Source organism: Arthrobacter livingstonensis, assembly GCF_003219815.1.
Lineage (GTDB): Bacteria > Actinomycetota > Actinomycetes > Actinomycetales > Micrococcaceae > Specibacter > Specibacter livingstonensis.
The window spans coordinates 98,643-117,497 of record NZ_QJVD01000005.1 but is presented as its reverse complement, the minus strand read 5'-3'; the positions used below and the strand labels follow the sequence as shown (position 1 = coordinate 117,497).

Sequence of the window (18,855 nt, the reverse complement as noted above, 5' to 3'; positions counted from 1 at the left end):
ACCCATGAATCGGCTGGCCGGCGAACCAAGCGCGTACCTGCGCCAACATGCCGGAAATCCGGTCGACTGGCAGCCCTTTGATGACGCGGCCTTCGCCGAAGCACGCGAGCGGAATGTTCCGGTATTCCTTTCCGTGGGCTACGCCGCGTGCCACTGGTGCCATGTCATGGCCGGTGAATCCTTTGAAGACCCGGCCATCGGGGCCTACCTGCGGGAGCACTTTGTTGCCATCAAGGTGGACCGCGAGGAACGTCCCGACGTGGACGATGCGTATATGGCGGCGACCCAGGCCCTGAGCGGCCAGGGCGGCTGGCCCATGAGTGTTTTCCTGACCCCGTCGGGCCAGGCTTTTTTTGCGGGAACCTATTTCCCGCCGCAGCCGGTCTCCGGACGCCCGTCCTTCAGGCAGGTCCTGGAGGCGGTGGTCGAGGCCTGGACACAGCGTCCCGAGGAAGTCCTGGCCACTGCCGGTGCCGTGGCGGCTGCGCTGGCCGATCCGGTGTGGCGGATTCGCACGGACGGTGCTGCCGCCGATGGTGTAGCCGCCCCTCCGGGCGGTGCTGCCTCCCCCCACGGGGCTGATTCCGGCAGCGCGGCTGTGACCGGTGGCGGCGTTTCGCTGGAGGCCCCGGCTGTCTCGGACTGGGCCCGGTCCCTTTTCGTCTCCGCGGTGGGCGCTGTCAACGCCATGGCCGACGCTGAAGACCGGACCCACGGCGGACTGGGCACGGCCCCCAAGTTCCCGCCCACGCCCGGGCTGGAGTTCCTGATCAGGCACGCGGCCGGCGAGGGGGATTCCTCCCGCTCGGCATTTGGCCTGGCCGGGCGGACGCTTGGCGCCATGGTGAATTCAGCACTTTTTGACCAGGTCGGAGGCGGCTTTGCCCGCTACAGCGTCACGGCCGACTGGGCCCAGCCCCACTACGAGAAGATGCTATACGACAACGCCGGCCTGCTGCGCATTTTGGTGCATTGGGTGCGGCTGGCGGAGGCGCGGCCGGAAGCACTTGAGTCGCTGTACGCAGCGGGGCCCGCCGGGCCGGTCCACCACATCCACGACACCACCAGGCCCGTGCCGCTGTCGCTTGCCGATGCCCGGAGAGCGGCGGAAGGGACCGTTGGCTGGCTGACGGAGGAGCTGCTCCTTCCCAGTGGGGCATTTGCCTCGTCGCTGGACGCCGACACCGTCATTGACGGGGTCCACCACGAGGGTCTCAGCTACCACTGGACGCGCCGGCAGCTGCAACGCGCGGGAGGCGGGGATGGCGCGGAAGCCGTGTCCGTCGTCGCGCACCTCATGGGCATCCCCGTTGCGGGCGCGGCACCACTGCACCCCGGCCGGGCGCTGGCCCAGGACGAGCGTGCTGCGTGGGAGCGTCTGCTTCCGGGCCTTCGGGAACAGCGGGCTGCGCGGGTGATGCCCGCCCGGGACGACAAAGTGGTGGCATCCTGGAACGGAATGCTCCTGGCGGCGCTGGCGGAGGCTGCCATGGTGCTGGGGAAGCCAGACTGGCTGGTCCACGCCGTCGGGCTGGGAGAGTATTTGCGCAGGGTGCACTGGGACGGCGAGGTGCTGCGCCGGGTTTCACATGAGGGCCGGGCGAGGGGCATCGAGGGGCTGCTGGAGGATTATGCGGCGTGCGCCGATGGCTATTTTGCGCTCTACGCGGCAACAGGCGACGGACAGTGGTTTGACTTTGCCGCCGAGCTGCTGACGGCCGCGCAACGGTTTGTTCAGGACGGCACGGTCTTCAACAGTGCCGGCGGTTCAGCGGCGGTGGGTGGTGCCCCCGCCGGTGCCCGGTATGCCGACCCGTTCGACAACGCGACGGCCGGCCCCGTGGCCCTGCTGGCTGGTTCACTGGTCACCTTCGCTGCGTATACGGGCTCCACGGAGCGCCGGGTGCTGGCAGAAAACCTGCTGGGGACGTTGCCGGACCTGGCCAGGCGCGCGCCGCGTTCCGCCGGCGGGTTGCTGTCCGTGGCCCAGGCCATGACGGCCGGGCCCGTGGAAACGGCCATTGTTGGCGCGCCAGGTCCCGGCCGCGACGCGCTGGCCCGGCGGGCGTGGGCAGCGCCGTCGCCGGGCATGGTGATCGCTGTCTGGGATGGTATGGGTGCTGCCCCCCTGCCCTTGCTTGAGGGCCGTTCCCTGAAGGACGACGCCGGCACCGACGTACCGCCGTTGGCTTACGTGTGCCGGAACATGGTGTGCGCCCGCCCGGTCACGACAGTCGGGGAACTCGGCCGGCTGCTCTGAGCGGCCGCGTCGGGGCATAGTGACGCTATTCTGTGGGAGCGTCGGTGCGTGGCGGAGTTAGCCGAAAACCACAAGGACGGCTGCCGCAAAATGTGACGCGAAACCGAGAACTGTCAAGGCGTGAAACAGCTCGTGGAAACCAAAATGCCGGACGCTGAAATTGGGCCTCTTGATGCCGTAAACGACGGCCCCTGCAATGTAGAACACCCCGCCCAGGCAGATCAGCAGGGTTGGCAGCACTCCGGCGGCCCAAAATTGGGGCAGGAAGAACAAAGCCGTGATGCCCAGCAGTACGTAGATGGGAACGTACAGCCACCGGGGGGCGCCGACCCACAGCACGCGGAACAGTACTCCCAGGACCGCCCCGGTCCAGATCAGCCACAGCAGCAGGGTGGCCGTGGGTCGCGGCAGCATCAGGGCAGACAATGGCGTATAGGAGCCTGCTATGACCAGCATGATGTTGCTGTGGTCCAGCCGCTTCAACACCCTCTTGGTCTGGGGCTGCCAGTCAAAGCGGTGATATAGCGCGCTTGTACCAAAAAGCAATACCCCGGTGAAGGCGTAGATCGCAGTGGTGACCTTGGCCGTCGCGCCCGGGGCCAGCACCACCAGGATGGTCCCGGCAATCAAAACCAGCGGGGCCGTTCCCGCATGCAACCAACCCCGCCAGCTGGGCTTTGGTTCTAGAAATAGAGGGGACGTCATGATCAAAAGCATAGTAGCCCTGGCCGGAAGTTACTGCCGGGTAATATGGGGGGGGGGTGGCGGCCTGTCCGCAAATTCTGGCACCGGCAGGTACCCTAGGACTAGCAAGTTTCCCCGGCCGCCTGGCCACGATCCGGAAGGTCTGGCGCACTCCCATGCATTTGTTCTCCGGGCCCTTTCGCCAGCCGAAACTGCTGTACAACTATTACGAGCGCAGGCTCGGCAGGTCCTTGGACCTGAGCAGCGTCCCCCGCCACATCGGCGTCATGGTGGACGGCAACCGCCGCTGGGCCAGGCAGTTCAACGCCCCCACCGGCCAGGGCCACCAGGCCGGTGCGGACAAGATCCTGGAATTCCTGGGCTGGTGCCAGGACCTGGGCATCAAGGTGGTCACGCTCTACATGCTCTCCACGGACAACATGAGCCGTTCGCCCGAGGAACTCGACGAGCTCATGGGCATCATCGCCAACACCCTTGACCTGCTCGACGCCGACGCTGACATCAGTGTCCACGCCATGGGCGCCCCGGAACTGCTCCCTGACTACCTGGCGCAGCGGCTGTCCTCACTGACCACCCGGGTGCCGGCCAAGGAGCGCATCCACGTCAACCTGGCCATCGGCTACGGTGGCCGCCGTGAAATTGTCGACGCCGTCCGCGAGCTCCTGCACGACGCCGACACCGAGGGGCGCACCATGGCGGACGTGGCGGACAGCCTGACCGTGGACGACATCTCAAAGTTCCTCTACACCCGCGGCCAGCCGGACCCGGACCTTGTCATCAGGACCTCGGGCGAGCAGCGGCTCTCGGGCTTTCTCATGTGGCAAAGCGCCTACAGCGAGTTTTACTTTTGCGAGGCCCTCTGGCCGGCCTTTCGTCGGATCGACTTCCTGCGCGCCCTGCGGGACTATGCCGGCCGCAGCCGGCGGTTCGGCAGCTAGCCAAAAGCTGGCCGGGGTACAGCATGCATAGTCACCACAGAAATGAAATCATCATGGCCGGTGCCTTGTCGTTGGCCGCCGGTTTCGTTGACGCGGTTGGCTTCATCCACTTGGGCGGCTACTTCGTCTCCTTCATGAGCGGCAACTCCACCCGCGCGGGGGCCGCACTGGCCGAGGGCAACCCGCTGGGCTTCATGTTGGCGATGGGACTGGTGGCCGCATTCACGGCCGGAGTCATCTCCGCGTCGATCCTGCGGCGCCTGGTTCCGTTCCGCAAGCGGATGTGGGTGTTGCTGTACGTGACGGCGGCACTGGGGCTCGCCGTCGTACTGTTTGACCTGAACGTGGCAGTGTGGCTGGCGCCGCCCGTCATGGCGCTGGCCATGGGCGCGCTAAACGTGATCTTTGAGCGCGATGGCGAGGTCAGCATTGGCCTGACCTACATGACCGGCACCCTGGTGAAGATGGGCCAGCAGATGGCGGCCGCCCTGACCGGCGGCAACCGGCTGGGCTGGGTGCGCTACCTGTTTCTGTGGCTGTCGCTGACCCTGGGCTCGATCGTGGGCGGGTTCGCCTACTTCGCCCTCAACCTCAATGCCCTGTGGGTGTCCGTGGGCATTTTCGTGGTGGTCCTGGCTTTCAATGCCCGCTCACGGGTGCCGGAAAACGCGTAGCCCAACTGTTCATGCCAAGTTCAGCACCGCGTTGCGCGTGGCTCACCAGTTCCTCCCCGCGACGCGGGTACTTTGGCAGTAACGGAGGGCAACTCCGCTCGCCGTACCTATTGAATTCCGGGTGCACCGCCAGCCCGGAAAGGCTGGAGCCGACGTGGTTGAGACGATGAAACTCGAACAGCACGCACCGGATGCTGCGCCCACCGATTTGCGCAGTTACGTCATTGACACATCTGTGCTTCTTTCGGATCCCCGGGCAATCCTGCGGTTTGCCGAGCATGAGGTGATTGTGCCGATCGTGGTGATTTCCGAGTTGGAATCCAAGCGCCATGACCCCGAGCTGGGCTACTTTGCCCGCACGGCTTTGCGGCTGCTGGACGAGCTGCGTGAAAAGCACGGTGGCCTGGCCAATCCCATTCCCCTGGGGGACGACGGCGGGACCTTCCGTGTGGAGCTCAACCACGTTTCCGCGCAGGTGCTTCCGGCGGGCATCCGCGGCTCGGACAACGACTCCCGCATCCTGGCCGTTGCCATGAACCTGGCCAATGAGGGCAGGAACGTGACCGTGGTGTCCAAGGATGTGCCCATGCGGGTGAAGGCCTCCGCCATGGGCCTGGCGGCGGACGAATACCGCAACGAACTGGTCAGGGACTCCGGCTGGACCGGCGTCGCCGAGCTGGACGCCACCGAGGAGGAGATGGCGGCACTCTACAACCACGAGCCTGTGGCCATCCCCGAAGCGGCCATTCTTCCCGTGAACACCTCGCTGGTGCTGACCAGCAACCGCGGATCTGCCCTGGGCCGGGTTGGTGCCGACCAGCAGGTACGCCTCGTCAAGGGGGACCGCGAGGTGTTTGGGCTGCACGGGCGTTCCGCCGAGCAGCGGCTGGCCCTGGACCTGCTCATGGACCCGGAAGTCGGCATCGTCTCCCTGGGCGGCCGCGCCGGCACAGGGAAGAGCGCACTGGCATTGTGCGCCGGGCTGGAGGCCGTGCTCGAGCGCAACGAGCACCGCAAGGTGGTCGTCTTCCGTCCGCTCTACGCGGTGGGCGGGCAGGAACTCGGCTTCCTGCCCGGCTCCGAGGGCGAGAAGATGAACCCGTGGGCGCAGGCCGTCTTTGACACGCTGGGTTCAGTGGTGAGCGACCGCGTCATGGACGAGATCATGGAGCGCGGCCTGCTCGAGGTCCTGCCCCTCACGCACATCCGCGGCCGCTCGCTGCATGACTCGTTCGTGATCGTCGACGAGGCCCAGTCGCTGGAGAAGAACGTGCTGCTGACGGTCATGAGCCGCATCGGCCAAAACTCCAAGATTGTCCTCACCCACGACGTCGCCCAGCGTGACAACCTCCGCGTCGGCCGCCACGACGGAATTGCCGCTGTCGTCGAAACGCTCAAGGGGCACCCGCTCTTTGGACACGTCACCCTGACCCGCTCCGAGCGTTCACCCATCGCGGCGCTGGTGACGGAGATGCTGGAGCGCGCCGAAATCTAGCGTTTCGCATCGCGGACGATGCCGGCCGTCCCGTTCGCGGGGTGGCCGGTGTCGCGCTTGGGTCGTTGGCCCGAAGATGGGGCCGGCCCCTACCCGGAGACACTGTCAGGAGACGCTTCCAGGAGATACGGCGAGGCAGGCTGGGCGCTAGACTCACCTTTATGCCCCGACAACTTCCCATCCCGGCCGGACTCGGCCTGGCCATCGTTGCCGGTCTGGCCCTCGCCATGCAGTCCCGAATCACCGGAACCATGGGCCTGCGGATGGGCGACGGACTTGCTGCCGCGCTGGTCAGCTTCGGCTGCGGGCTGTTGCTGATGCTCTTGCTGACGTTGGGCACCCGCGCCGGACGGTCAGGGCTGGCCACCTTGCGGGACGTTCTGGCGCGGCGCGAACTGCCGTACTGGTATTTGGCGGCCGGGATTATCGGCGCCTCGGTGGTGTTCGCCCAGGGTGTCACGGTGGGCGTAGTGGGTGTCGCGCTCTTCACCATTGCGTTGGTGGCCGGGCAGACCATCAGCGGGTTGCTGGTGGACAGGGTGGGCTTCGGCCCGGGCGGGCGGAAGCGGCTGACCATGCCGCGGCTTTCAGGCTCGGTGCTGACGGTCGTGGCGGTGGTCTGGGCAGTCTCCGCGAAATTTACCGCGTTCGGTCCCGGTGCACTCACTCTGCTGCTCCTGCCTTTGGCGGCGGGCTTGTTCTACGGCTTCCAACAGGCGATGAACGGGCGGATTGCCGCCGCGGCGGGTACACCTTTGACCGCCACCCTGACCAACTTTGCGGCCGGCACGGTGGTACTGCTGGCAGCATGGCTGATCAAGCTGCCATTTGGCTCGCCGGCTTACGCCTTGCCGCACGAATGGTGGCTCTATGGCGCCGGACCGTTGGGCGTAATCGTGGTCTTCCTCAGTTCGGCGCTGGTGCGCCGGATCGGCGTCCTGCTGCTTGGACTGGGCACTGTCGCAGGCCAACTGCTCGGCTCCCTGCTGCTCGATCTGGCCTTCCCGACACCGGCGACGGCGGTCGGCGTCACCACTGTGCTCGGCACTGCCCTGACTTTGCTCGCCGTTGCTGTCGCTGCGACGCCGTGGCGAAGGAACCCGGCGCCGGCGCGCGCTGTCGCAAGAACGCGCTAGAGCCGGCGGCTGGCGGCGTGCCCTGGCTGGGATGGCTGGGTGCAATCCAAGGGCCGCTTACCGGTAAGGGCCGCTTACGAGCCGGGCAGGTCCCACGGGATGTGGGAGCGGACATCGGTCAGGCCCATGCTGACTTCCTCAAAAAGGTCGTCCAGCATGTATTCGTCAATGCCCCGAAGCACCAGGGCGTGGCCCGCACCCGAGGAGTCGCCGTCGAGCGACTGACTGGCGACGCACACGGCCGTTTCCAGGTCGATCCGCACGGCGGTGCGCCCCGGGTAGAGCAGGGGGGCGGCAGGGAAGAGGGGCTTGTAGGAGGGATTGGGCGTCAGGATGGCGTCCACGGCGGCGCGCCCGTGGTGCTCCACCATGGCCACATCGGTTATTTCGGCCACGTTGGCAAACGGCGCCTCCAGCGGAACCGGGCGCTCCCCGGCCAGCTCCACCGGGTCAAGCGCGGAAGCAAAGCGGCCTGAACCGTAGGCGGGTTCGCCGTACAGGGCCTCCGGCCGGCGGACCACAAAGCCGTCGGCGTCCTTCACGGGGTTGACCAGGCTGGGCCGCAGCAGCCACGGCTTGCGGTTGCCGCTGATGAAAACGGAATCCTTGGACTCATTGATCTTGGTGGTGCTGGCCAGCAGCGCCCCGTCCAGCGTCTCCACGCGCAGCGCGCCGGGGCGCCTGACCCAGCAGTTCATGGCCGCCACGTCCGCGCCCGACGCCGGGTTGCCGGCTTGGGCGCGCCCCTCCCGTACGGCGGCGGAATCGCGCCTGTGGAGCTCGAATCGCAGCGTTTGCCAGCGCCACGGCGAGGACCGGCACAAGTGCCGGAACGAGTCGGGAGTCAGGGGCAGGCCATTCATATCCACAGCTTACGCTGGAAGCCCGCGGTCCCGCCCCAAAGCGTCTGGCGATGGCGTAGCATCACGCTATGGTGACCCGGGTGGCGGACTTGTGGGACGAGTACCCCGTGGCGCTACTGTGCGTGGTGGCGGCGTGCCTCTACCTGCTCGGTCTCGCCGTTGTGCTGAGCATCATTGACATCCGCACCCACACCCTTCCGGACCGCCATGTCCTCCCCGCCTACCCGGTGGCCGGGATACTTCTGGGTGCGGCGGCACTGCTTTCCGGCCAACCCGCCCACTTGTGGCGGGCCTTGGCCGGGCTGCTGGCCTTGGGTGCCCTGTACTGGATACTATGGGCCGTCTACCCGGCGGGCATGGGCTTTGGCGACGTCAAGCTGGCGGGTGTGCTGGGCCTTTACCTGGGCTTTCTGGGCTGGAACCACGTCCTGCTGGGTGCGGCGGCCGGCTTCGTGGCCGGCGGACTGTGGGGCGTGGCGTTGATCGCCGCCCGCAGGGGCACGGCAAAGTCCCACATCCCGTTCGGGCCGTCCATGTTGGCCGGCGCCCTGGCCGTCATGCTGTTGGTCCCCGCCATCTGAACGGGGTCCCGGCCAGGACTTCGGCGGCAGTTCGTTGAAACCCCGGTGTTCGCTCCGGCCGCTGGTTGCCCGCCGTCGTCGGCGAGCGAGGAATGGTACCGCTGGGCGGTGGTCCGGGAGATGCCCACGGACGTGGCGACTTCCGCAGTCGACTGGCCCGCGCGTTGGGCAAGTGCGGCCAGCACGGCTGCCTCGGTGGCCGAGCCTGCCCTTGGGCCGGCAGCGGCCGTGTCGCCGGGAAGCAGCGCCTGCCAGGCGCTCTCGAGCCGGCCCTGGGTCAGGCCGCCTGGCTGGTCAGCGTCATCCCCACGTCAATGGGCCCGATGATGGCCGTCATCACCGGACTGCTGAGCATTCCCATGACGTTCTTCATGAGCAACGACGCCTTCAACTTCGGCGTCCTGCCGGTCCTGAGTGAAACGGCCGCCCACTTTGGTATCGACCCGGCCGCCATGGCCCGCGCCTCGATCGCCAGCCAGCCGGTGCACATGCAGAGCCCGCTGGTGCCGGCCATCCTGCTGCTGGTTTCGCTCTCCCGCGTGGAGCTGGGCGACCACCACAAGAAAACGCTGTGGCGTGCCCTGGTCGTGGCCCTGGTGATGCTGGGCGTCGGGATCGGCGTCGGCGCCATCCCCTGGGGCTGATCCCACGCCACCCGTGTGGCAGCTGCCCGGATAGGCTGGACTCATGGGCTCACCGGATTTCATCGTCAACCTCCGCAAGAAAATTGGCCACGATCCGCTCTGGCTACCGGGCGTGCGGGGCGTGGTGTTCGACGACGCCGGCCGGGTGTTGCTGGGGGAACGCTCCGACACCGGCGGCTGGGCACTGATCACCGGCATCCTGGAGCCTGGGGAGGAACCGGGGCCGGGCATGCTGCGGGAAATCTTCGAGGAAACGGCTATCGTGGCCGAGATCGAGCACTTGCTCGGCATCGCCGCCGTCGGGCCGGTGACGTTCCCCAACGGCGACGTCTGCGACTTCCTCAACATCGAGTTCATCGCCCGCCACGTCAGCGGCACGGCACGCGTCAATGACGACGAGTCGACCGCCGTGGGCTGGTTTTCCATCGACGAGCTGCCGCCGCTGCGCCCCGGCCACCTCGCCTGCATCCAGCGCGCACTGGCGTTCGACGGCGAGCCCCACTTCCAGCGCTGAGCCGCTCACACCGGCCCAGCCGCTCACACCGGCCCAGCCGCTCACACTGGATTGCTTCAGGGCACCCGGACATCCCTGCGCTGTTGCACCAGGCTGCGAACCAGGTTCACGCAACAAAAGACCACGGAGATCACCATCCCGGCGGCACCACCGGCCATGGCGCAAAGCACAATGATCATGCCGCGCAAATCCAGCCCGCGGCCGCCGGCGAAGGCGGGGTCAAACGGCGGCGGGAACGCTGTCAAGGCAAGCTGCCCGGCAAACCAGCCATAGGCAAGTGCTGCGGCCGGCCCGAGGAAGAAAAACCAGGGCATCCGCGCCTGCGGCTTCTTCATGCACCACAGGCCGGCCGCCACCAGCCCTGCAATGGGGAGCAGCACCAAGGCTGCGCCCACCGCCATTTCAGTCGTGTCGTAGTCCAATTCCGCCCCTTCCCGGCCAGCCCCAGAGTCTACTTTAAACTCAAAAGGCGCGTGCCGCCGTCGTACTTGCAGGTACTTTCGGGGGCACGCGCCTTGAGGTTCTCCGGCTACTTTTGCTCCGGGTCTTCCTTCGTCAGCAGCAAGGTGTCGGTGCATTCCCGCCCGGCCTCGACGGCGGCCTCGACGGCGGTGACGCCCGCAGCCCGCTCGGCTTCCAGGCGGATGGCCTCCTCGCCGCCAATGGCCTCGCCGCGGGCCACCATGCCGGCGGTGTCGGAGAGCGGGATGACCTTCATGAAGATGGCCAACACGAGTGCGATCGCCATGAACGGGATCAGGTACCAGAACACCGGTGCCAGGGAATCGGCGTAGGCGTTGATGATGCCGTCCTGGATGGCCTGCGGCAGCTGGTGCAGTGCCTGCGGATCCAGGGAGGACATGGCACTGCCGGCCTGCTCCGGGGAGGCCCCGCCGGCAGTGAAGACCTCAGTGAGTGACTTGGCCAGGCGCGTGGTGAACATGGCGCCAAACACTGCCACGCCCAGGGCCGAACCCACTTCGCGGAAGTAGTTGTTGGTGCTGGTGGCCGTTCCCAGCTGGGCGGGCGGCACCGAGTTCTGCACCACGATGACAACAATCTGCATGATGAAGCCAAGGCCTGCGCCAAAGACGAACAGCTGCGCACAGATGACCCAGATGGGGGTTTCGGCGGACAGCGTGGTCATCCACAGCATGGCGAGGACTGTCAGCACGGAACCGATGATCGGAAATGACTTGTACTTGCCGGTCTTGGACATGCGGATACCGGACCAGATGGAGGTGCCCATCAGGCCCACCATCATGGGCAGCATCAGCAGGCCGGAGACGGCCGCGGACGTGCCTGTGGACATTTGCAGGAAGGTTGGCACAAAGGCCAGGGCGGCGAACATGCCCATGCCCAGCACAAAACCGATCGCGGTGGAGTTCAGGAAGATCGGGTTCCGGAACAGCGACAGCGGGATGATGGGATCCTGTGCGCGGGATTCGGTAAAGATGAACAGTGCGACGGCGGCCAGCAGGCCCGCGCCCCAGGTCCAGGTGGTGAGGGAAGTCCAACCGTCGGTCTTGCCGCCAAAGTCGGTGAAGAAGATCAGGCAGGTCGTGGCGATGGACAGGAAAACCACGCCCATGTAGTCGATCTTTTGGGTGGCTTTTTTACTCGGCAGGGTCAAGGCGAAGAACGCGACGACGAATGCTGCAATGCCGATCGGGATATTGATGTATAAGGCCCATTCCCACGTCAGGTGGTCCACAAAGTAGCCGCCCAACAGCGGGCCGGCAACGGCGGCCAAGCCGAAGATGGCGCCCAGCGGGCCCATGTACTTGCCGCGGTCGTTGGCGGGGACAATGTCGGCGATGATGGCCTGCGAGAGTATCATCAAGCCACCTCCACCGAGACCCTGGATGGCGCGGAAGATCACGAAGCCCCAAAAGTCCGTGGCAAACGCGCAGCCGATGGAGGCGAGAGTGAAGATGGCAATGGCGGCGAGGAACAGATTCCGGCGCCCGAGCATGTCGCCCAAATTGCCGTAGATGGGCATCACGATCGTGGTGGCCAGCAGGTACGCGGTGTTGATCCACGTCTGGTGCTCCACTCCGCCCAGCTTGCCCACAATGGTGGGCATGGCAGTGGAAACGATGGTCTGGTCGAGGCTGGAAAGCAGCATGCCCGCGATGAGCGCGGAGAAGATGATCCAGATCCTCTTTTGGGTCAACAGGAGCGGTTGCCCTGCCTTTAAGGCTGTACTCATCGAGATCCTTCGAGGGGTAAGGGGGAAAAAACAAAGAGTTGTTGGGCCGTACAGAGATTGTTGGCCAGGATTTCGCGGTAGCTTAATGTGTTTTGTTCCGAGAAGAAGGCTTGGCCCGCCAGCCGGGACAAGGTGCCAATCACGGTGGCCGCCAGGATCGCGATGGGGTCTTTCGGCGGCAGGTTCTCGCGCTGCGCGATGATGGCGGCAAACTCGTGTTCGCGGGACTCGGCGCTGCCCACCATTTTCATCATGAGCTGCGGTTCCACCTTCATTGCGGCAATGAGGTCGTGAATGTGGTCCCTGGTGAAGTTCATTTCGTCCGCCGAGGCACAGCTGAGCTCAAACAAGTCCCGCAGCAACGTGGTGGTGAGCCCGTTGGGGTCGCGTTCCACCCCGGATTCGGTGCCGCCGGCCAGGAACGCGGCCAGCGCGTCCGCGGGGAATTCATCGAGCAGGTGCCCCACGATGGCGTCTTCCTTGGAGGGGAAGTAGTTGAAGAACGTGCGGCGCGAGACGCCTACTTCCTCGCACAATTGCTCGATGGTGAAGCCGTTCAAGCCTTTTTTGGCGGTCGCAAGCCTGGCCGCCGTCGTAATGGCGGACCGGGTCGCCTCGCGTTTGCGTTCACGAAGTCCATGGACCGCACAGGATTTTGCACTTTCAGTCAAAAAGTAAAAGTTTGCACTATTTTCGTCAGAGTGCAAAGTTTTCAATGCGTGGCATTCGTCACAGCTCCGTTTGAGATCAGCACGCCACGGGCAACCTCCCCAAGGTGCCGGATCCGGGGCAAAAATGCGGGCAGGCGGGGATGCTTTGGGTTCACGGGGTAGCCGTTGCCATTAGCCCCCGTTGCACCGGCAGCGAATGGCAACAACCACCCCCGCGGCCCTGAAAATTGGCCGCAGCGCCCCCCAATGCGGGCGGGCCATGGGTTTCAAAGACGGGAGCCCTGGAGCGCTGCCGGCCGCCCGGTGCGACGAATGCCGCCGCTCCGGCCTGTCGCAACCGGTCCACCGCCGTCGTTCGGGGACGTTGAGGTTGGAGATGATGCCCCTATTCGTCCCTCATAGGGGCATCATCTCCAACCTCGACGGAAGGGGAGGCGTTACTGCGGGGCGCGGGTCATGGCGAGGACGTCCAAGCCCTTGTCCAGCTGCTCCAGCGTGATTTCGCCGCGTTCCACAAAGCCGAGGGCCAGGACGGCCTCGCGGATGGTCAGGCCCTCCTTGATGGCGTACTTGGCGATCTTGGACCCGTTCTCGTAGCCGATGTACTTGTTCAGCGGCGTCACGATGGACGGCGAGGCCTCGGCCAGGAAGCGGGCGCGCTCCACGTTGGCGGTCAGACCGTCGATCATCTTCTCGGCCATGACGTGCGAGGTGTTGGTCAGCAGCCGGATGGACTGGAGCAGGTTCGCGGCCATGACCGGGATGCCAACGTTCAGCTCGAAGGCGCCGTTGGTGGAAGACAGGGCGATGGTGGTGTCGTTGCCGATCACCTGGGCGGCGACCATGATGGCCGCCTCGGAGATGACGGGGTTGACCTTGCCGGGCATGATCGAGGAGCCGGGCTGCAGGTCGGGGATGGAGATTTCGCCCAGGCCCGTGTTGGGGCCGGAGCCGAGCCAGCGCAGGTCGTTGGCTATCTTCATGATCGAGTAGGCGATGTTGCGCAGCTGCCCGGACGCCTCGATGAGGCCGTCGCGGTTGGCCTGGGCCTCAAAGTGGTTGCGGGCCTCGGTCAGCGGCAGGCCGGTGTCCTGGGCCAGCAGGGCGATGACGCGCTGCGGGAAGCCGGCTGGGGTGTTGATGCCGGTGCCCACGGCCGTGCCGCCGAGCGGAACCTCGGCCACGCGCGGAAGCGATGATTCGATGCGCTCAATGCCGTAGCGGACCTGCGCGGCGTAGCCGCCGAATTCCTGGCCGAGCGTGACGGGCGTGGCGTCCATCAGGTGCGTGCGGCCGGACTTCACCACGGTGGCGAATTCGGCTTCCTTGCGCTCCAGCGACTCGGCCAGGTGGGCCAGGGCCGGGATGAGGCCATTGATCAGCGCGGAGGTCGCGGCCACGTGCACGGACGTCGGAAAGACGTCGTTGGAGGACTGCGAGGCGTTGACGTGGTCGTTAGGGTGGACGGTCTTTTCGCTGCCCGCCTTGGCGAGGGCCTTGTTGGCCAGGGAGGCCAGGACCTCGTTCATGTTCATGTTTGAGGAGGTGCCCGAACCGGTTTGGAACACATCGATCGGGAAGTCGCCGTCAAAGTTGCCTGCCGCCACGAGGTCGGCGGCGGCTTCAATGGCGCGCGCAAGCTCAGCATCGAGGACCCCCAGCTCGGCGTTGGTGGTGGCGGCCGCCTTCTTGATCCGTGCCAGCGCCTCGATGTGGGCCCGCTCCAGCGTCATGCCCGAAATCGGGAAATTCTCCACGGCGCGCTGTGTCTGGGCGCTGTACAGGGCGTTGGCCGGGACCCGGACTTCACCCATCGTGTCGTGTTCAATGCGGAACTCTTGTGCGGTGGCCGCGGCAGTGTCAGTCATGCTTCCACCATATCGCCGCCGCCTCGTGCTCTCAAAAACCTGTGCCACCGCTTAAAGGGGCGGACGACGCCGGAACCTTAGGTTCCGCCGTCGTCCGCCCCTGCGGTGTGGCTGGCTTAGAGGCCGATGGGTCCGTTGCTGTAGACGAGGTCCGCGCGGCCTTCGTTGAGGCGGTAGGTCAGGCCGACGACGGCGGTTTTTTGGCGTGCGACGGCGCCGGCGATGATGGGGGAGTTTTCCACCAGGCGGGCGGCGGTCTGCTTGACGTGCTCCTCCACCATGGCGTTGACGTCGCTGTCCTTGTCCTTGCGCAGGGAGGCCAGCACCGAGGGCGTGATGCGCTCAACGAGGTCGCGGACAAACCCGGCGGGCATGGCCCCGGTCTCCACGGCACCCTTGGTGGCCGTGACGGCACCGCAGCTGTCGTGGCCCAGGACCACGATGAGCGGGATGTCCAGGTACTCGATGCCGTACTCCAGCGAGCCGAGCGCGGTGTTGTCGATGACGTGTCCGGCGGTGCGGACCACAAAGGCGTCGCCCAGGCCTAAGTCAAAGATGATTTCCGCGGCCAAGCGGGAGTCCGAGCAGCCAAAGATCATGACGAACGGATGCTGGGTGGACGTCAGGGACGCACGGCGGACGGCATCCTGGTTGGGGTGCGATGCGCTGGCCTCCACGAAGCGCCGGTTGCCCGACATGAGCGTTGTCCATGCTTCCGCGGGAGTGTGCGGGGTGGAAATTGCGTTGATGTTGCCGTCTTCGCCGCCAGTCATTATTTTGTGCCCTTTGCTGCCGTGGTGGAGGGGGAGGCCTTGGCGCCGGTTGCAGCGGTTGCTGCGGCGGCCAGGGCATCGAATTCCTTGAATTCGGCCTGCCCGGTCAGGACGATGGTGGTTGCACCATCCTTGAGTACCAGGCTGCGGTCCCCTTTAGGTTTATCACGCAGTTCCCAGTCGTGCCCCGCAATGTTGCGCGTCCCCGTCACAGGGGCGTCCTCCGCCTGGGTGGCAATCCAGCTGGGGTTGGCGTTGGCGGACTGCTTCAGGGCGATGAAGGTGTTGGCGGAGGTGACGAAGCCCACATCCCAGAAGGCCACGCCGTCGGCCCCGGCACCGTTCCAGCGCGCATAGTTGGCGTACCAGCCGGCCGGCAGCTTGGGTGCGGCCGGAGTAAACCCTGCCGTTCCGGCGGCGTTGGCGGAAATGGCGGCAACATCCACCGGCTGGCGGTAGGTTTCAGCAGTGCGCTGCGGGTTCAGCCACACGATGGTCAGCACAATGGCCAGCGTGGCGAGCATGGCGAGCAGCATGCCGATCACGGAGGCGTTGGCGCGCTTGGCGGCCGCAGCGGCAATGACAGGCTTGACCGGGGTGTTCTGGGGGGATTCACTCACGCGTACATTGTCCCAGAAATGCCGGCGCCCTGCGCCGTGGCGCAGCTCACGTCCAGCCCCCGTGCAGGTAATGCGATGTTACACAGGGGCGCCCGGGCGGCCGTGCACCTATGATTGATGGAGTAGGTGACCATACGGCAGGGGCGTGCACCGTCGCACGCAGTGACCCTATTCCTACTTGAAAAATGAGGTTTCACGTGGCTGAAAAAGCGTTACAACTGGACTATTCACAGCTCTCGCCCAACCTGGCGGTGGGCGACGACGAACCGGACCGCAACCTGGCCCTTGAACTGGTCCGGGTCACCGAGGCCGCCGCCATCGCCGGCGGCCACTGGGTTGGTTTTGGCGAGAAGAACCTGGCCGACGGCGCCGCCGTCGACGCCATGCGTTCACTGCTTTCCACGGTCCACTTCAACGGCGTTGTGGTCATCGGTGAGGGCGAAAAGGACGAAGCCCCCATGCTGTACAACGGCGAAGTGGTCGGTGACGGCTCCGGTCCGGAGTGCGACGTCGCGGTCGACCCCATCGACGGCACCCGCCTGACCGCCATGGGCATCAACAACGCCCTGGCCGTACTGGCCGTGGCCGAGCGCGGCACCATGTTTGACCCCTCCGCCGTGTTTTACATGGAAAAGCTGGTCACCGGCCCGGAAGCAGCCGACATGGTGGACCTGCGCCTGCCGGTCAAGCAAAACCTGCACCTGATCGCCAAGGCCAAGGGGGTCAAGGTCAACCAGCTCACCGTCATGGTGTTGGACCGCGACCGCCACCAGCCGCTCATCCAGGAAATCCGCGACGCCGGCGCCCGCACCAAGATCATCCTCGACGGCGACGTGGCCGGCGCCATCGCCGCAGCCCGCACCGGCACCGGAGTTGACGCACTCATGGGCATTGGCGGCACGCCCGAGGGCATTGTTGCCGCGTGTGCCATCAAGACCTTGGGCGGCGTCATCCAGGGCCGCCTCTGGCCCACCGACGACGACGAGAAGCAAAAGGCGCTCGACGCCGGCCACGACCTGGACCGCGTGCTCTCCACGAACGACCTCGTCACGAGCGACAACTGCTACTTCGCGGCCACCGGCATCACCGACGGCGACCTGCTCAAGGGCGTCCGTTACGACAAGGGCCGCGTGATGACGCAGTCGATCGTCATGCGTTCGAAGTCCGGCACTGTCCGCTTTGTCGAAGGCGAGCACCAGGCACACAAGTGGGAGACCTACGCCCGCCGGTCCTAACCGCTGGACGAGGTGGTCGGTGGGCGAGCCTGTCGGGACCACGCCCGCAGGGCTCCCAGGCCGAGGTAGGAGGCTAGGGAGCGAGACCCCCGGAGGTCGGCTGGGTCCGGCCGCGGACCCGCATTCCCTCGGCCGCTTTCCGGCCAATCGGCCGCGGGCGGCCTCGGCCTCCCTGGCGCGGCATACGGGAATGCCGGCTCCGCCGCCTTGGCTCCCAGGGCGTCGCGGACCGGGCGGACGCCGGCGGGTACGCCGGCGGAGGCGACCTACCGCTGCTCGGTTCACCGCGGGCGGGGCCAACCCGCACCGGCGGTGTATCTTGTCGGGGCGTTCGCGCGTTGGCCCCGCCGTCACGAAACGCCCCGCCGTAATGCCCCGTTCTCGGTGCTGCGGGAGGTCCCCGATTCCCGCTGCAATAGTGCAGTTTTGGCGGCCGCCGGCTGGCAGGGCGGGCCCTTGGTCCCGGCAACGCCGCTGTTGTACAGTTCTGGCGGACTCTGCTGCCGCCGACCCGCCTGAACTGTACAACAGGCGCCCGGGCCAGGTCTTCAGCCCGCCCGTGCCGTACTGTCGATCACCGGGGGCACCGCGGGCAGCCCGCCGGATCCGGGCCGGCGCCCGCCAGCCGGTAGGGTTGAAGCATGACTTTGAGTGTTGTGCCTTGCCATGTCCGCGAGCAGTGGGATTCCGCCGTCAACAGCCAGCAGGGGCACCCCATGCAGTTGTGGGGCTGGGGCGAAACGAAGGCCGCGCACAATTGGAGCGTGGACCGCGTGATGGTCCGGGACGCATCAGGGGAGCTCGTCGGCTCGGCCCAGATCCTGCTGCGCAAGCTGCCCTTTCCGTTCCGGTCGCTGGCCTACCTGGCGAGGGGACCACAGGCGGCGGCGGGCCGTGAGATCGAGGTACTGGCCGCCGTCGCACATCACGTGAAGGCCGTGCACAAGTCCGTGGCGCTGAGCATGGAACCGGACTGGGACGAAGCAGCCGTCTCCACCGCGTCGCTGCCGGCGGCTGGCTGGCGGCGCAGCGAGAGCACCATCCTGATCCCGCGGACGCTGATCCTGGACCTGGGCCGCAGTGAGGATGAGCTTCTGGCGGCGATGTCCAAGAAGACGCGGCAGTACATCCGAAAGTCCGGCCGGGAGGCGTTGGAATACCGCGCCGTGACGGCCGCCGAGCTGCCCGCATGCCTGGCCGTCTACAAGGAAACCGCACAGCGCGCCGGCTTCGGCATCCACGCGGACGCCTACTACCTGGACATTTTCAGCAACTTGGGCGAAGGTTCGCCCGTCTATGGTGCGTTCGACGGCGACAGCGTGGTTTCGTTCCTGTGGCTCGCCGCCAGCGATTCCACCGCCTTTGAGCTCTACGGCGGCATGACCGACGCCGGCAGCAACCTGCGCGCCAACTTCTCGCTGAAGTGGCTCGCCATCCAGGAGATGAAGGCCCGCGGCATCACCCGCTACGACTTCAACGGCCTGCTCAACGACGGCGTCTCCAAGTTCAAGTTTGGCTTCGCGGACCACGAGAACATGCTGGCCGGCACCTGGGACAAGGGACTCTCACCGCTGTACCCCGTGTTTGCGAAGGCGCTGCCGCTGGCCCGCAAGGCCGCCAAAAAGGCCCGCGGGCTGCTCAAGCGGTGACTGGGCACTAGTGGCCG

17 protein-coding genes and 2 pseudogenes are annotated in these 18,855 nt (G+C 66.2%); 10 read left to right on the top strand and 9 right to left on the bottom strand.

What is annotated here, in order from left to right; all coding sequences use genetic code 11:
• Nucleotides 1-4 precede the first annotated feature (4 nt).
• Nucleotides 5-2,260, top strand: a complete 2,256-nt coding sequence (locus CVV68_RS06370) for a thioredoxin domain-containing protein (protein WP_110500170.1) — start codon at nt 5-7, stop codon at nt 2,258-2,260.
• A 57-nt stretch (nt 2,261-2,317) separates the two neighbouring features.
• Here the strand turns inward: CVV68_RS06370 and trhA are convergent, their stop codons facing one another.
• Nucleotides 2,318-2,965, bottom strand: coding sequence for a PAQR family membrane homeostasis protein TrhA (gene trhA, locus CVV68_RS06365; protein ID WP_110500278.1), 648 nt, complete (start codon nt 2,963-2,965; stop codon nt 2,318-2,320).
• A 155-nt stretch (nt 2,966-3,120) separates the two neighbouring features.
• Between trhA and CVV68_RS06360 the strand changes: the two genes are divergently transcribed.
• From CVV68_RS06360 to CVV68_RS06345, 4 genes are all read left to right on the top strand, one after another.
• Nucleotides 3,121-3,903, top strand: coding sequence for an isoprenyl transferase (locus CVV68_RS06360; RefSeq protein ID WP_110500169.1), 783 nt, complete (start codon nt 3,121-3,123; stop codon nt 3,901-3,903).
• Nucleotides 3,904-3,956: 53 nt separating this feature from the next.
• Nucleotides 3,957-4,577, top strand: coding sequence for a YoaK family protein (locus CVV68_RS06355; RefSeq protein WP_245933383.1), 621 nt, complete (start codon nt 3,957-3,959; stop codon nt 4,575-4,577).
• 166 nt (nt 4,578-4,743) lie between these two features.
• Complete coding sequence (phoH2, locus tag CVV68_RS06350) at nt 4,744-6,072, top strand: RNA 5'-3' helicase PhoH2 (protein ID WP_110500277.1); 1,329 nt, start codon at nt 4,744-4,746, stop codon at nt 6,070-6,072.
• A gap of 161 nt (nt 6,073-6,233) precedes the next feature.
• Complete coding sequence (locus CVV68_RS06345; protein ID WP_110500167.1) at nt 6,234-7,208, top strand: DMT family transporter; 975 nt, start codon at nt 6,234-6,236, stop codon at nt 7,206-7,208.
• Between the two features lie 74 nt (nt 7,209-7,282).
• On the opposite strand, the gene CVV68_RS06340 is transcribed toward CVV68_RS06345, so the two are convergent.
• Complete coding sequence (locus CVV68_RS06340) at nt 7,283-8,071, bottom strand: hypothetical protein (protein WP_110500166.1); 789 nt, start codon at nt 8,069-8,071, stop codon at nt 7,283-7,285.
• A gap of 68 nt (nt 8,072-8,139) precedes the next feature.
• Between CVV68_RS06340 and CVV68_RS06335 the strand changes: the two genes are divergently transcribed.
• A complete protein-coding gene (locus CVV68_RS06335; protein WP_110500165.1) occupies nt 8,140-8,652 on the top strand; it encodes a prepilin peptidase in 513 nt (170 codons plus the stop codon).
• 125 nt (nt 8,653-8,777) lie between these two features.
• Here the strand turns inward: CVV68_RS06335 and CVV68_RS24885 are convergent.
• Nucleotides 8,778-8,837 (bottom strand): annotated as a pseudogene (locus CVV68_RS24885) (hypothetical protein); the annotation flags it as partial.
• Between the two features lie 96 nt (nt 8,838-8,933).
• On the opposite strand from CVV68_RS24885, the pseudogene CVV68_RS06330 reads away from it, so the two are divergent.
• Nucleotides 8,934-9,296 (top strand): annotated as a pseudogene (locus CVV68_RS06330) (citrate:proton symporter); the annotation flags it as partial.
• 43 nt (nt 9,297-9,339) lie between these two features.
• Nucleotides 9,340-9,810: an NUDIX hydrolase gene (locus CVV68_RS06325; RefSeq protein WP_110500164.1), complete on the top strand. Its 471-nt coding sequence runs from the start codon at nt 9,340-9,342 to the stop codon at nt 9,808-9,810.
• Between the two features lie 56 nt (nt 9,811-9,866).
• Here the strand turns inward: CVV68_RS06325 and CVV68_RS06320 are convergent, their stop codons facing one another.
• The 6 genes from CVV68_RS06320 to CVV68_RS06295 all read right to left on the bottom strand — a co-directional run bounded on the left by CVV68_RS06320 (nt 9,867) and on the right by CVV68_RS06295 (nt 15,954).
• Nucleotides 9,867-10,232 (bottom strand): hypothetical protein, encoded by a 366-nt coding sequence (locus CVV68_RS06320; RefSeq protein WP_110500163.1) that lies wholly within the window; start codon nt 10,230-10,232, stop codon nt 9,867-9,869.
• Nucleotides 10,233-10,339: 107 nt separating this feature from the next.
• Complete coding sequence (locus tag CVV68_RS06315) at nt 10,340-12,022, bottom strand: MDR family MFS transporter (protein WP_110500162.1); 1,683 nt, start codon at nt 12,020-12,022, stop codon at nt 10,340-10,342.
• On the bottom strand, nt 12,019-12,693 hold the full coding sequence (locus CVV68_RS06310; protein ID WP_211320736.1) for a TetR/AcrR family transcriptional regulator: 675 nt from the start codon (nt 12,691-12,693) through the stop codon (nt 12,019-12,021). The genes CVV68_RS06315 and CVV68_RS06310 overlap by 4 nt, the downstream gene beginning before the upstream one ends.
• 437 nt (nt 12,694-13,130) lie before the next feature.
• A complete protein-coding gene (locus tag CVV68_RS06305) occupies nt 13,131-14,561 on the bottom strand; it encodes a class II fumarate hydratase (RefSeq protein WP_110500160.1) in 1,431 nt (476 codons plus the stop codon).
• Nucleotides 14,562-14,677: 116 nt separating this feature from the next.
• On the bottom strand, nt 14,678-15,301 hold the full coding sequence (locus CVV68_RS06300; protein ID WP_110500276.1) for a carbonic anhydrase: 624 nt from the start codon (nt 15,299-15,301) through the stop codon (nt 14,678-14,680).
• A 32-nt stretch (nt 15,302-15,333) separates the two neighbouring features.
• Complete coding sequence (locus CVV68_RS06295) at nt 15,334-15,954, bottom strand: DUF4245 domain-containing protein (RefSeq protein ID WP_110500159.1); 621 nt, start codon at nt 15,952-15,954, stop codon at nt 15,334-15,336.
• 197 nt (nt 15,955-16,151) lie between these two features.
• Here CVV68_RS06295 and glpX point away from each other — a divergent pair, with 197 nt between their 5' ends.
• Nucleotides 16,152-17,189 (top strand): class II fructose-bisphosphatase, encoded by a 1,038-nt coding sequence (gene glpX, locus CVV68_RS06290; protein WP_245933382.1) that lies wholly within the window; start codon nt 16,152-16,154, stop codon nt 17,187-17,189.
• A gap of 641 nt (nt 17,190-17,830) precedes the next feature.
• Nucleotides 17,831-18,838: a lipid II:glycine glycyltransferase FemX gene (locus tag CVV68_RS06285; RefSeq protein ID WP_110500157.1), complete on the top strand. Its 1,008-nt coding sequence runs from the start codon at nt 17,831-17,833 to the stop codon at nt 18,836-18,838.
• The last annotated feature ends 17 nt before the right edge of the window (nt 18,839-18,855 follow it).